The organism is Jeotgalibacillus salarius, assembly GCF_004405125.1.
Taxonomy (GTDB): domain Bacteria; phylum Bacillota; class Bacilli; order Bacillales; family Jeotgalibacillaceae; genus Jeotgalibacillus; species Jeotgalibacillus salarius.
On the sequence record NZ_SORX01000001.1, the window covers coordinates 443,566 to 456,857 of the forward strand.

Here is a 13,292-nt window from a genome sequence, read left to right on the forward strand (position 1 = left end):
TTCAGTAACTGAACAGGTAAATATATTAATGGTCAGAGCTCACTTTGTGCGCCATATAAACCATCGTTAACATTACGAAAATGAATGCCTGGATACCACCGATAAAGACGGAGAAACCAAGCCATGCAAGCGTTGGAATAACGGCTGCGATGTGACCGAAGAAACCTGTAGCAAGACTTCCTGCAAGCAGACCGAGTAAGATCTCACCTGCATAGATGTTACCGTAAAGACGCAAACCAAGTGTTAATGTGTTTGCAAATTCTTCAATAATCTTAAGCGGGAATAAGAAACCCATTGGACGGAAAAAGTCTTTTCCGTATTCGCGGAAGCCTTTCATGCGTATGCCATAGTAATGCGTAAGTGCAATTACCATAACAGCAAGTGTCATTGTAACGATTGGATCAGCTGTCGGTGATTTCCACCAGAGATAGTGATCATATGTAATCGCAAACGGTAAACCTAAAAAGTTTGAAATCGCAACGTACATAATGAGTGTAATCCCTAAAATGTGAAAGCTTCCTCCGGTTTTCCAATCCATGTTACTCTTGATGATGTTCCGTACAAAGTCCATGATCCACTCCATAAAGTTCTGCATCCCGGTTGGCTTCATAGCCAGGGCGCGCGTGGATAAGACTGCAATCAGAAATACAATTGCCGATGCGACGGTAATCATTAAGACATTGGAGAGATTAAAGGTCAGCCCCAGAAATTCTGCTAATGGCGCTTCATGATTCATTTATTTCACCTCTCTTCCCGCTTCTTGTGTAGGACTTGCTGCAATACATAATCTATCATAATGACGAAATAAACCATCATTAATCCAAATACAGTGGAAATCAAATGAATGAATTCCGGAAATTCCAGTGCAATGAGCACCGCTACCCCTGCTGAAGCCATACGTGATAAAGTTCCAAGCGAACGCACTTTCTTTCCTTCATCCATTGCACGGTCAAACTTTTCCATTCTGTTCTTCATTAGCCAAAGATTAAGCAGGCTGAAAGAAGTTCCCAGTATTAAACCGAGAAAAACATCCGGGAAAGGTGTAAATCCCCAGCAAAGGACAAAAATCGATAACAAGTAAAATATGTACCTGGTGTACCGCAAAAAGTGCTTTCTAATGTCAGGCATTTAGCTACTCTCCTGAGTCGAATTGTTTCACTGTGCGAAGCATCGCATAGATTCCTGCTGATAAACCCAGAAGTAATCCGATGATCATAAACAGTGGTTCTGAATTCCATTGGTGATCAAGCCACCTGCCGCCGAAAATTCCGACGAGCATGGAACCAGTTAATTGTGACAGAATGGCCGTGTAAAGGACCATCGCATGGAACGGACGTCTTGACTGACGCATGAGTGCATCCTCACAATCTGAGAATGGAATTTGAGGGCGGATATACAAGGGTTTTTAACGTTTTTTTATCGTTATGAAAACCTTATCATTATACCCTTTAAAAGCATACAATAGGCACTATATGATGTCAACGCGTACTCGACAAAAAGTTCAACTGATCACATATAGATGTATGTCTGTTCACATTTTTGACAAACCGCTTTTTTGATGTATGTTTCATACTTGTTTTCGGGGTCAGGGTGTGTCCTTATAACCGCTGTCACTCTCCGCAGAGGACTTCGCTTTCCGCGGACGAACGTTCGAGCCTCCTCGTTCAGAAGACCACTTCACTGCGGGGTCTCGTCCGATCGTTTTTCCGCAGGAGTCTTCGTCCTCTGCTCCGAGTGTCAGCTGATATAGCATACAAAAAGAACATTAAGTTAATGTTTATATACATTAATAGTTGTAAAACTATTTATTATTGAAATCTTAATGCAGCGTAGCGTAAGGCGGCGACTCCGGGACGATTAGTTGGAAGATGAGACCCCGCAAGGCTTGCCTGAGTAGGCCTGATGGAGCCACAAAACGGCTCATCCAGGAAAGCGTCCGCCTGAAGAGCAGCGAAATGATTAAGAGGCTGAAACACAATTTGTGTTCCAGCCTCTTTTTTACACACGGAATATATCCGGACGCTGATCTGTTTCTTTGAAATAGTAGCGGATTGCTTCTGCGATTCGGGCAGAGGCTTTTCCGTCACCGTAAGGATTTGATGCTTTTGACATTGCCTGATAGCTGTCGTCATTTGTCAGCAGTTCAGTTGCCATCGTGTAGATCTGTTCTTCTTCAATGCCTGCTAGTTTCAGCGTGCCTGCATCAATTCCTTCAGGACGCTCAGTCGTGTCACGAAGCACGAGTACCGGTACACCAAGTGACGGTGCTTCTTCCTGAACGCCGCCTGAGTCTGTCAGGATGAGATGCGCTTTTGATGCAAAGTTGTGGAAGTCGATCACATCAAGTGGTTCGATCAGATGAATGCGATCGTCTCCACCAAGAATCTCCTGCGCGATTTCACGAACTGCCGGGTTCATATGGACTGGATACACAACCTGTACATCTTTTTGTTCGTCCACCACGCGCTTAATTGCGCGGAACATGTTTTTCATCGGCTCACCAAGATTTTCTCTGCGGTGCGCTGTCACGAGAATTAGACGGTCTCCATTTAGCTGATCAAGAATGTCACTCTGGTAATCTTCATTTACAGTCGTAGATAAAGCGTCAATTGCTGTATTACCTGTCACAAAGATATTTTCTTCAGGTTTATTTTCCTGAAGCAGGTTTTTGGCAGACTGATCAGTCGGTGCAAAATGAAGGTCTGCCATGACACCAGTCAGCTGACGATTCATTTCTTCCGGGTATGGAGAGTATTTATTCCATGTACGCAGGCCGGCTTCAACGTGACCGACTGCGATCTGATTGTAAAATGCCGCAAGCCCTGCTACGAATGTTGTCGTAGTATCACCGTGAACGAGCACGATGTCCGGCTTGGTTTCTTTCATGATACGGTCAAGGCCTTCAAGCGCACGTGTTGTGATGCCTGTGAGCGTTTGACGGTCTTTCATAATATTTAAATCGTGATCGGGCGTGATGCCGAAAATGTCCATTACCTGGTCAAGCATTTGACGGTGCTGGGCTGTCACAGTCACGATTGGTTCGAAATATTGATCCTGTTTTTTAAGCTCTAATACGAGCGGGGCCATTTTGATGGCTTCAGGACGCGTGCCAAAGATCGTCATGACTTTTATGCGTTTTGACATAATAGACTCCTTTACTGATTCTCTTATTTTGTTCCGAATAATCTGTCGCCTGCGTCACCGAGACCAGGGACAATGTAGCCTTTTTCGTTAAGTTTTTCATCAAGTGCTGCGATGTAAATGTCTACATCATCGTGCTCTTTTTTAATTTCTTCAACGCCTTCAGGAGCTGCTACAAGGCATAGGAATTTAATGTTTTTCGCACCGCGTTTTTTCAGGGAGTTGATTGCTTCTACTGCAGATCCCCCTGTTGCAAGCATTGGATCAACAAGAATGAAGTCACGCTCCTCCACGTCAGACGGCAGCTTCACGTAATATTCAATTGGCTTTAATGTTTCAGGATCACGATATAGACCAACGTGACCGACTTTTGCAGCTGGAATCATTTTCAGAATTCCATCCACCATTCCTATTCCTGCACGAAGGATAGGTACGATCGCAAGCTTTTTACCTGAAAGTACTTTGCCTTTTGTATTACTTACCGGTGTTTTCAAATCAATTTCTTCCATTGGAAGGTCTCGTGTGATCTCAAATGCCATGAGTGTTGCTACTTCATCTACAAGTTCACGAAAATCTTTTGTTCCAGTCTGCTCATCACGGATGTGCGTCAGCTTGTGCTGAATCAGCGGATGATCAAATACGTATACTTTACCCACAACTGTCACTCCTTTTATATAGGTTTTGTTAAAGGTGGCTGCTGATTTCCGCTTCAGGCGGACGCTTTCCGCGGGGACGGCGGTGAGCCTCCTCAGGCTTCGCCTTGCGGGGTCTCACCTGTCCGTCATATCCCGCTGGAGTCACCGCCTTACGCTCCAATCACAGCTGTGCTAATAAAAAACGAACTTTAACAAAACTTTTATGTAAATACTTTTCTTCCTATCATTATAAAGCAAATCCTTACGAAAGTTATCACACTTACAGGTTTTTTACAAGAAAGGTTCGTATGAGGTATGGGAAGTGTTATGGAACGGTAATTGTACTAAATATTTGTGAAACTTAAATCCTGGTTCGGTGTGACGTCGGATGCACAACTTCCGCTGGTGAATGCACGATTTTCGCCAGCGAGTGTACGACACACTCGGGTTGAGTGCACAATCCACGCTCGCGACGTCGCTATTCTCCAAATCCGATGCACGATCCGCCACCTTCAATACACCACGTCACCCTCTTCATGCCTTTCAGACACTAAAAAGACTGCCCTCAAATCAAGGACAGTCTCTCAATCTTACTCGTATAGCGCAAAACGGCTTGTAATCTCTTCGACTTTTACAGAAGCTTCTTTCAGCTTCGCTTCGTCTTCATGATTTTTAAGCACATCTGCAATGAGGGCAGCGATTTCTTCCATTTCTTTTTCCTTGAAGCCGCGGGATGTTACAGCTGGTGTTCCGATACGGATACCACTTGTAACGAACGGGCTTTCAGGATCGAATGGAATTGTATTTTTATTTACCGTAACGCCGATATCATCAAGTACTTTTTCTGCTACTTTACCAGTCAGACTGAGTGAACGCAGGTTTACAAGTACAAGGTGATTATCGGTGCCGTCAGACACGATATCAATACCGTTTTGTTTAAATGCTTCTGCCATTGCCTTCGCATTTTTTACGACCTGATCAATATAGTCTTTGAAGTCAGGCTGCTGCGCTTCACCGAAAGCAACTGCTTTTGCAGCGATCACATGCATAAGCGGTCCACCCTGAATACCAGGGAAAATTGATTTATCGATTTTCTTCGCAAATTCTTCTTTACAAAGAATCATGCCGCCGCGAGGGCCGCGCAGTGTTTTATGCGTTGTCGTTGTAACAAAATGTGCGTGTGGCACTGGCGATGGGTGTGCACCGGTTGCAACCAACCCTGCGATATGCGCCATATCTACCATTAGGTATGCGTCCACTTCATCAGCGATTTCACGGAATTTAGCAAAGTCGATTGTTCGCGAGTATGCACTTGCACCTGCTACAATCAGCTTTGGTTTGTGTTCAAGCGCTTTTTGACGAACATCCTCATAGTCAATCCGCTCGTCTTTTTCACCTACACCATATTCCACAAAGTTGTATAGTTCACCACTGAAGTTTACTGGACTTCCGTGCGTTAAGTGACCTCCATGAGACAGATTCATACCGAGAACTGTGTCGCCCGGCTTCAGTACTGAGAAATAAACAGCCATATTAGCCTGTGCACCTGAGTGCGGCTGAACGTTCGCATGCTCTGCGCCAAAAATTTCTTTCGCGCGATCGCGTGCAAGGTTTTCAGCTACATCCACGTGCTCGCAGCCTCCATAATAGCGGCGCCCAGGGTAACCTTCTGCGTATTTGTTTGTCAATACTGATCCTTGCGCTTCCATGACTGCTTCACTAACAAAATTCTCTGATGCGATCAGCTCGATTTTCGTACGCTGGCGCTTCAGTTCATCCTGCATTGCTTCGAATAATGCCTGATCCTGCTGTTGAATCTTATTCATTGTGAATCCTCCCTCATGTCCCGGGACTGTCCCCGTCTTTGGTCAAAAATCTTCTTCATCTTAACATGTTTTTTGGTAATGTGAAAATGGAGATTTTGACATAATGGGTGTTGTTATGCGCTTACATTTGCTTTTTTGGTCAAAGAGACGAATGTTTTCAGGAAATCCCTTAAGAATTTTTGTATTTTGATCGGCTGCTTTTAAGGTTAAACGATTTTATAGCCTGTGCCGGGCGGCCGGGATTGGGCTTTACTGTTCGTGAAGATTAATTGGTTCATTTCATAAGGTATATGGGTCAGCGATCGAAATCATTGAATCACCGGCGAACTTAATTAAATCAACAACCGGATTGCACAGAATAATTGATACAGCTCTCTAGTTTTATGGTTCTTCTCCTGCCTGAATCGGCTCACCCCTCTCCTTAATTGAACACACACGCCCCCACATGCCAATAACTCTTTTAACCTAAAAACAACCGGCCTCTAAAAGACCGGTTGTCCATCCCTCTATTCAAGTTCATATACTGCACGTACACCACCTACAAGTTTCGGGCGGGTGCGTGCAAGTGTGATATGGGCTTCACCGAGCGATTTTGCAGTGACACGAACCGGTACGGCTACCGGTTTTAGGTGCATGCCAATCAAAGTATCACCGATATCAATGCCGCCGTGCGCCTGGATCCGCTCAACTGCAACGGGATCCTTCATATGACGGTATGCATATGATGCCATCGCGCCGCCTGCTCTTCTCACTGGAACGACTGTTACTTCATCAAGCCCAAACCGTTCCGCCGTTTCACGTTCAATAATCAATGCACGATTAATGTGCTCACAGCCCTGAAACGCAAGATGAATACCTGTGTCAGCTGCAAATACTTCAAACGCTTTATAAAGTGATTCAGCTACTTCATCTGTACCGGAAGTGCCAATTTTCCGGCCAACGACTTCAGAAGTGGAACAGCCTATGACAAATAGCTGCCCGGCTTTTAAAGCAGCCTGTTCCTGGTATTCCTGAAGGATCGACAGCAGTTCTTTATTCATGGCGCGCCCTTCTTTCTAAAATAATTATTGCTTTAATTCATATTCACTCATTTTATTAATTCGGTTTTCGTGACGGCCGCCTTCGAACTCGCCCTGCAGCCAGATCGTTGCGATTTCACGGGCAAGCCCCGCTCCAATCACACGCTCACCCATCGTCAGCATGTTTGAATCATTGTGTCCGCGCGTTGCTTTTGCGCTAAACGTATCATGCACAAGCGCACAGCGAATTCCTTTAACCTTGTTCGCTGCGATACTCATGCCAATACCTGTACCGCAAATCAGAATTCCGCGGTCAAATTCTCCTCCAGCTACTTTTTGCGCAACCGGCAGTGCGTAGTCAGGGTAATCAACGGACCCCCCACAATCACAACCGAAATCTTCAAATTCAATGTTTAATTCATTTAAAAGATCTGCAATTTCCTTGCGCAGATTCGTGCCACCGTGATCTGATGCTAATGCGACTTTCATATTAAAATCCTCCCTGTTCCTGTTTATTTAGGTTTGTAATCATACTATCCATCAGTCTGTTCAATTCGTTAAATGTAGACCTGTATACTTCAACTGAACCTCCATAAGGATCAGAAACATCCAATCCGCGCTCAGATGAAAACTCTTTTAATGTAAAAATGCGATCTGCGGCGAATGGAAACTGCTCCATCAGCAAGGCTTTGTGCGCACTGGTCATTGCAAACACATAATTTGCCCAGTGGACATCATCCTGCGTGACAGAATGCGAGCGGTGCCGGTGTGTCAGACCATTCTCTTCAAGCACCTGCTGGGCATTGTGTGATGCCATTCCGCCTTCCATTGCAAAAAGGCCTGCCGAACGCACTTCAATTTGCGGTTCATCTCTATGATTTAAAATTGCTTCAGCCATCGGGCTTCTGCAAGTATTCCCTGTACAAATAAATAAAATCCTCATGAAAACGACCCCTTTTTAGGATTCTCACTTCCACTTTATTCTATCATATTTCAGACACTTTTTCTTTTGGGGAGTGCTGGAGATGCTTAGACGACCAATCGCAATGATACGACCGTCGATTTGCCGTTTACCACCATCAACAGCCGCGATATGACCGTCAAGCCTGCTCTCGCTACCGTCGCCGCCGGAGTCGCTACTGTCAATCCGGGCGTGCCGTACCGTCAAGTCAGCTGATATGACCGTCAGCCGAGAGAATGCGACGTTCGGGAGTAAGAACGGGGGGCTGGACCGCTACAAACAAAAAGTAGACCCGGTACAGACCCGGGTCTACGCTATTTTAATGGTCCGCTACTCTCTCTAACCAGAAGGGTGGTTGGCAGGACGACTTTCTTGGCAATCTTTCGTTTAGATGACAACTGGTCAAGCAGGAGGTCAACAGCTGCTTCGCCCATGTATTCTGTATGAACCTGAATCGTTGTGAGCGACGGCTGAAGGTAGCGCGACATTTCGATATCGTTGAAACCGACAACGGATACCTGCTCAGGAACACGCACGCCTTTTTCGTGTAGGGCACGCATGGCACCAATTGCCATGGAGTCACTTCCCATGATAAATGCGGTTGGCCCGTTATCAAGTTTCAGCGCTTCCTTCATCAATGTGTATCCATCTGCCGCGGTAAACTTTCCAGTCCATATGAATTCAGGGTGAAACGTGTGGTACATAGACAAATATTCGAAAAACGTTGTCTCTCGCTCGTCTTTAATCATTTCATTATCCTGCACATATTCATGCCCGCCAATGTAACCGATTCGCTCATGACCGAGATCGATCAGATGCTTTAAAACGTCGATCATGGCGGAGCGGAAGTCTACAACAATGGAATCAACGTTTGAGGTAGGAGTGAAATCTACTAATACAAGTTTGTCTGTCAGAGTATTAAATAGTTCCACATCAGATAGACTGAACTTGCCAACCGCGATCATACCATCTAGCTTCTCTTCCCCGGCTGATCTGAATCGAAGATCGTTTTTGTAATACTTTACGATTTCAATTCCGCGCTCTGAACAGGTGCGTTCTACGCCAAGGCGGACTGAAAGATAATACGGATCTTCCATTTCCTGTTCTTTTGAATACCAATAGATCAGACCCATTCTAAGTACGGTTTTCTTCTTCACAACCTTGCGTTTACCCGGCTGATAATTAAGCTCGTCAGCAATTAGCAGGATCCGCTGCTTAGTTTCATGTGCAACAGATAGACTTTCATCTTTATTCAACACCCTTGAAACTGTTGCAAGCGATACATTAGCTCTGGATGCAATATCTTTTAAAGTTGCCATTTTTACCACCCATTCATTTTCACAACATTTACTTTCTATTATACGTCATTAGCTTCAATGGTTTTAGTCATTTATTGAATTCAGGAATTTTTTAAATGCTTCCTGTCCCTGTTCATTTTGCTTAAATACACCAGCATGAGAAAGGACTCTCTCAAATACTTTCCCTGTTTCTTCTTTAATAATCTCTATTGCATTTTCAGAAGTAAGGGTGCACGATTCCAGTATTTTCTCTGCCCATTCTGCATGTTTGGCTGTACGTTTATCCTGCTTTAAACCATTGAGATCTTTGTTAGTAAGATAATCTGCAGTCAGCTGAAGCTCTTCTTTCAAACGGCCTGGAAGCACAGCTAACCCCATCACTTCAATCAGGCCGATATTTTCTTTTTTGATATGGTGAAGTTCTTCATGAGGATGAAAAATTCCGTCTGGATGCTCGTCACTTGTGCGGTTATTGCGCAATACGAGATCGATTTCAAATTTCCCATCTCGCATTCTTGCTATTGGCGTTATGGTGTTGTGAGGCACACCGTTAGTAAAAGCTAACACATCCACTTTCGGATCCTCATAGTGTTTCCAGGACTCTAGCACTTCTCCCGCAAGTTTTGAGATTTTGTAACGGTCTCTCCCCCGCAACCTAAGAACAGACATTGGCCATTTAACAATTCCAGCATCAACGTCTTCATACCCATTAAAATTGAACTGCTCTATTACTGGTGCTGAAGCCATTGGGAATTCATAGTGCCCCGCCTGAAAATGGTCATGGCTTAATATGGATCCTCCTACAATTGGCAGGTCTGCGTTCGAACCGACGAAGTAATGAGGAAATTGCTCTGTAAAAGCTAACAGCTTATCAAAACTCTTTCGCGAGACTTTCATCGGCTTATGCGCTTCACTCAGTACAATGGCATGCTCATTATAATAGACGTACGGTGAGTACTGGAAAAACCATTGTTCTTCTTCAAGCGTCACCGGTATAATCCGGTGATTTTGCCTTGCCGGATGATTCGCTCTGCCATCATACCCAACGTTTTCTTTACATAGTAAACATGATGGATAACCCACACTTTTTGCTTTCTTTTCAGCCGCTATTGCTGCAGGGTCTTTTTCAGGCTTTGAAAGGTTGATTGTGATTTCAAGTTCACCAAACGGGGTGCTGGCAAACCAGCTTTCATTTTTAGCAATGCGATTTGTCCGGATATAATTTGCATGCTGTGACAACTGATAAAAGAATTTCGTCGCTTCTTCAGGGTTGTCCTGGTAAAGAGAGAAAAACTTCTGATTCAGTTCAGACGGTCTCGGCATCAAACAATTCATAATTGCTGCATCCAGCTGATCTTTTTCAGTAACGCTGATTACATTAAGTTCACCTTCGGCCCAGCTAAGTATTTCGTTCAGTACAGGCACCGGTGTATCCAGTTGTTCATCAGGAACAACTGTTTCTTCCGGTGCGTCAAACTTCAGTAAAGAAAGGATTCTGTTTCTGGCATAATCTATGTCGGCTTGCTCAATCATTCGCTGGTGCACAGCAAACTGTAGCAGGCGTTCGATTTGTAATGAAATCATTTTGTCAGTCTCCTTTCCGGGTCTCCAGGTTATACCCATGAGGATGCAGGCTGTGCCATTTCCAGGCGCTTTCAATAATGTCATGAAGGCTTGTATAAACTGGACTCCACTTCAGTATTTCTTTTGCTTTATCAGCTGAAGCAACCAGTTTGGCAGGGTCACCCGCTCTGCGTGCCTCTTCTTTTGCAGGAATGTCATGTCCCGTCACTTTACGTGCTGTGTCTATTACTTCTTTTACACTGAATCCCTGACCGTTTCCAAGGTTAAAGACAGTCGTTTCAGGGTCTGATTCCAGCTTTTCAAGCGCGAGAAGATGTGCATCAACCAGGTCGCTCACATGAATATAATCACGGATACAAGTGCCATCAGGAGTCGGATAATCGCTTCCAAATATACTAATATGTTCACGCTGACCAAGGGCCACCTGTAAAATGATTGGGATCAAGTGCGTTTCAGGGTCATGATCTTCCCCTCTCAGACCTTCAGGATCAGCCCCGGCAACGTTAAAATACCTGAGCGAAATCGAGTGAATACCATAAGCTTCACTTGACCATTTCAACATTTTTTCAACAGCTAACTTTGTCTCTCCATAAGGGTTTGTCGGAGACACTCTGTCTTCTTCTGTTAACAGGTCTGTTTCAGGCTCCCCATATGTCGCTGCAGTTGAAGAGAACACAAGCTTTTTCACGCCGTGACGCTCCATTGCCTGAAGAAGTGAAATCGCCCCGCCTACATTATTTTCATAGTATTTCAAAGGGTTCTGAACACTTTCTCCTACGAGTGAGCTTGCAGCAAAATGAATGACGGCGTCAATATGATGATTCGTAAACACACGATCAAGAAAATCCCCATCATGCAAAGATCCTTCGTAAAATTGATCATCGCTGCTGACTGCCCCGCCGTGACCTGTTTTCAGACTATCAACTACAACCGTTTCAAATCCTCTTCTCTTCAGTGCCAATACTGCATGACTTCCAATATACCCCGCTCCACCTGTGACAAGTACTGCCATTTTAAACACTCCTTATCCGCCTATTTCGATTTAATCTCATTATGCCATTGAAGATTGATTTCCCTAATCTCTTCGATTTTGCATTTCGGCTCTCTATCATAGGTTAATATACCATTAATCTCCTGCTCAACATCTGTCAGCTGAGTATAGCAATAGCCATGCAGCGCTTCAGAATGATAGACCGCATCCATGATCCGCTTGTAATCTGCCACATAATCTTTTTCATCTTTAACCGATGTATAGCCCCAGCCATTATCTTCGCCAGTCATAAATCCGATCCCGCCAAACTCTGTTAATAAAATCGGTTCTCCCTGATGGCTGAATCCATTGGCATATATTTTACGTTTTGCCGGCTGTGATGAAAGCAAGTTTTCTTTTGTGCTGAGTTCTTCTTTAAAATGGGCACTTTTTGCTTTTTCATCGTCACTGCCGTGGTTGTAGTTATGAATCGCACAGATATCAGTTACCGTCTGCTCCCATCCGTCATTACCGACAACAAGGCGTGTCTGGTCAATTGAGTGCAGGTGGTGATAAAGTGCCTGTGAATGATGCTGCTGCTTGCTGTCAGTTCTGATCATTTGCACACCCCAGCTCTCATTCAGCGGAACCCAGGCAACAATCGATGGGTGGTTGTAATCACGTTCGATAATTTCTGACCATTCCTCTACCAGTCGTGATGCTGCTTTTTCTGAGTAAAATGCGGATGCTGCGCACTCTCCCCATACCAGGAAGCCAAGCTGATCTGCCCAGTATAAAAATCTTGGATCCTCAACTTTTTGATGCTTTCTGCAGCCATTAAAGCCGAGCTCTTTTGCCAGTTCGATATCCCGCTTGAAGTCCTGATCATCAGGTGCCGTCAATAAACCTTTTCGCCAGTATCCCTGATCAAGTACAAGACGCTGGTAGTATGGTTTATTATTCAGATAGACCATTCCATCCTCTGTATGAACCTTTCTCATTCCAAAGTAAGTGTCCACCTGATCATACACTGCTGCTTCGTCCAAAACTTTTATTGTCATATCAAATAATTGAGGATTTTCAGGTGACCAGGTCATGCCCTTATGATGGAATCCGGTATGAAAAATATGCTGACCGAATACATTAAAAGTGCGTTTTACATAGGCTTCGTTAATTAAAAACCGCTCTTTTACAATAGACGTTCCTTTAAATGAAATTGAAACGTCAGCCCATTTGCCAATCGCTGCATCTGAATAGTCAAATTCAGCTTCAATATCACCTTTATCCAGGTCTGGTGTGAGACGTACATGGTTCAGAGAAGCTTCAGGTACAGCTTCAAGCCATACTGACTGCCAGATTCCTGTCGTATTTGTATACCAGATCGACTCGATTTCCTCTTTCCAGAATTGCTTGCCTCTTGGAATAGTTTCATCTTTTGATGGGTCATAGGCACGAACCGTAATAACCGCTTCTTCACCAGCTAAATGTGTAATATCAAAAGAAAAAGACGTATGTCCCCCTGTGTGCTCCCCAGCAAGTTCGTGATTCACATAAACTTTCGCCTGGTAGTCCACAGCTCCGAAGTGAAGAATCAACTGCTTGCCGCTCCAGTCAGCAGGAATATCCACTTTACGCTGATACCATACAACATCATGGAACGTTTTATCGTATACCCCACTTAATTCAGTCTGAAAAGCAAATGGAACCTGGATTTTACGGTCAAATGCTTCACTGCTCTGATACCACTTTTCACTCAGCCCTTTATGCTGATCATCAAAAGCGAAATCCCATTCTCCATTTAAACTAAGCCAGTCTTGACGTACAAATTGCGGACGAGGATATTCTGTTCTCATTACTT

Annotated in this window: 13 protein-coding genes; all 13 read right to left on the bottom strand. The window is 44.3% G+C overall.

Going from position 1 to position 13,292, the window contains the following annotated elements; genetic code table 11:
- Positions 1-25: 25 nt before the first annotated feature.
- The 13 genes from atpB to E2626_RS02005 all read right to left on the bottom strand — a co-directional run bounded on the left by atpB (position 26) and on the right by E2626_RS02005 (position 13,287).
- Positions 26-736: a F0F1 ATP synthase subunit A gene (gene atpB / locus E2626_RS01945; RefSeq protein WP_134379076.1), complete on the bottom strand. Its 711-nt coding sequence runs from the start codon at positions 734-736 to the stop codon at positions 26-28.
- A gap of 5 nt (positions 737-741) precedes the next feature.
- Positions 742-1,128 (bottom strand): ATP synthase subunit I, encoded by a 387-nt coding sequence (locus tag E2626_RS01950; protein WP_134379078.1) that lies wholly within the window; start codon positions 1,126-1,128, stop codon positions 742-744.
- 4 nt (positions 1,129-1,132) lie between these two features.
- Positions 1,133-1,351 carry an AtpZ/AtpI family protein gene (locus E2626_RS01955; RefSeq protein WP_134379080.1) on the bottom strand — a complete coding sequence of 73 codons (219 nt, stop codon included), beginning with the start codon at positions 1,349-1,351 and terminating at the stop codon, positions 1,133-1,135.
- Between the two features lie 647 nt (positions 1,352-1,998).
- Positions 1,999-3,144 carry a non-hydrolyzing UDP-N-acetylglucosamine 2-epimerase gene (gene wecB, locus E2626_RS01960; protein ID WP_134379082.1) on the bottom strand — a complete coding sequence of 382 codons (1,146 nt, stop codon included), beginning with the start codon at positions 3,142-3,144 and terminating at the stop codon, positions 1,999-2,001.
- A gap of 23 nt (positions 3,145-3,167) precedes the next feature.
- Positions 3,168-3,797 carry a uracil phosphoribosyltransferase gene (gene upp / locus E2626_RS01965; protein ID WP_134379088.1) on the bottom strand — a complete coding sequence of 210 codons (630 nt, stop codon included), beginning with the start codon at positions 3,795-3,797 and terminating at the stop codon, positions 3,168-3,170.
- Positions 3,798-4,366: 569 nt separating this feature from the next.
- Positions 4,367-5,602, bottom strand: a complete 1,236-nt coding sequence (gene glyA / locus E2626_RS01970) for a serine hydroxymethyltransferase (protein WP_134379090.1) — start codon at positions 5,600-5,602, stop codon at positions 4,367-4,369.
- 506 nt (positions 5,603-6,108) lie between these two features.
- Positions 6,109-6,642 carry a TIGR01440 family protein gene (locus E2626_RS01975; protein ID WP_134379092.1) on the bottom strand — a complete coding sequence of 178 codons (534 nt, stop codon included), beginning with the start codon at positions 6,640-6,642 and terminating at the stop codon, positions 6,109-6,111.
- Between the two features lie 24 nt (positions 6,643-6,666).
- Complete coding sequence (gene rpiB, locus E2626_RS01980) at positions 6,667-7,110, bottom strand: ribose 5-phosphate isomerase B (protein WP_134379094.1); 444 nt, start codon at positions 7,108-7,110, stop codon at positions 6,667-6,669.
- Between the two features lies 1 nt (position 7,111).
- On the bottom strand, positions 7,112-7,564 hold the full coding sequence (locus tag E2626_RS01985; RefSeq protein WP_134379096.1) for a low molecular weight protein arginine phosphatase: 453 nt from the start codon (positions 7,562-7,564) through the stop codon (positions 7,112-7,114).
- A 332-nt stretch (positions 7,565-7,896) separates the two neighbouring features.
- A complete protein-coding gene (locus tag E2626_RS01990) occupies positions 7,897-8,901 on the bottom strand; it encodes a LacI family DNA-binding transcriptional regulator (protein WP_134379098.1) in 1,005 nt (334 codons plus the stop codon).
- 63 nt (positions 8,902-8,964) lie between these two features.
- Entirely contained in the window at positions 8,965-10,464 is a 1,500-nt protein-coding gene (galT, locus tag E2626_RS01995) for a UDP-glucose--hexose-1-phosphate uridylyltransferase (protein WP_134379100.1), read from the bottom strand.
- 4 nt (positions 10,465-10,468) lie between these two features.
- Complete coding sequence (gene galE / locus E2626_RS02000; protein ID WP_134379102.1) at positions 10,469-11,476, bottom strand: UDP-glucose 4-epimerase GalE; 1,008 nt, start codon at positions 11,474-11,476, stop codon at positions 10,469-10,471.
- A gap of 20 nt (positions 11,477-11,496) precedes the next feature.
- On the bottom strand, positions 11,497-13,287 hold the full coding sequence (locus E2626_RS02005; protein WP_134379104.1) for a glycoside hydrolase family 2 protein: 1,791 nt from the start codon (positions 13,285-13,287) through the stop codon (positions 11,497-11,499).
- Positions 13,288-13,292: the final 5 nt, after the last annotated feature.

Coding starts and splice junctions, on each gene's coding strand:
- atpB (WP_134379076.1), bottom strand. CDS start 736: ATGAATCATGAAGCGCCATTAGCAGAATTTCTGGGGCTGACCTTTAAT.
- E2626_RS01950 (WP_134379078.1), bottom strand. CDS start 1,128: ATGCCTGACATTAGAAAGCACTTTTTGCGGTACACCAGGTACATATTT.
- E2626_RS01955 (WP_134379080.1), bottom strand. CDS start 1,351: ATGCGTCAGTCAAGACGTCCGTTCCATGCGATGGTCCTTTACACGGCC.
- wecB (WP_134379082.1), bottom strand. CDS start 3,144: ATGTCAAAACGCATAAAAGTCATGACGATCTTTGGCACGCGTCCTGAA.
- glyA (WP_134379090.1), bottom strand. CDS start 5,602: ATGAATAAGATTCAACAGCAGGATCAGGCATTATTCGAAGCAATGCAG.
- E2626_RS01975 (WP_134379092.1), bottom strand. CDS start 6,642: ATGAATAAAGAACTGCTGTCGATCCTTCAGGAATACCAGGAACAGGCT.
- rpiB (WP_134379094.1), bottom strand. CDS start 7,110: ATGAAAGTCGCATTAGCATCAGATCACGGTGGCACGAATCTGCGCAAG.
- E2626_RS01985 (WP_134379096.1), bottom strand. CDS start 7,564: ATGAGGATTTTATTTATTTGTACAGGGAATACTTGCAGAAGCCCGATG.
- E2626_RS01990 (WP_134379098.1), bottom strand. CDS start 8,901: ATGGCAACTTTAAAAGATATTGCATCCAGAGCTAATGTATCGCTTGCA.
- galT (WP_134379100.1), bottom strand. CDS start 10,464: ATGATTTCATTACAAATCGAACGCCTGCTACAGTTTGCTGTGCACCAG.
- galE (WP_134379102.1), bottom strand. CDS start 11,476: ATGGCAGTACTTGTCACAGGTGGAGCGGGGTATATTGGAAGTCATGCA.
- E2626_RS02005 (WP_134379104.1), bottom strand. CDS start 13,287: ATGAGAACAGAATATCCTCGTCCGCAATTTGTACGTCAAGACTGGCTT.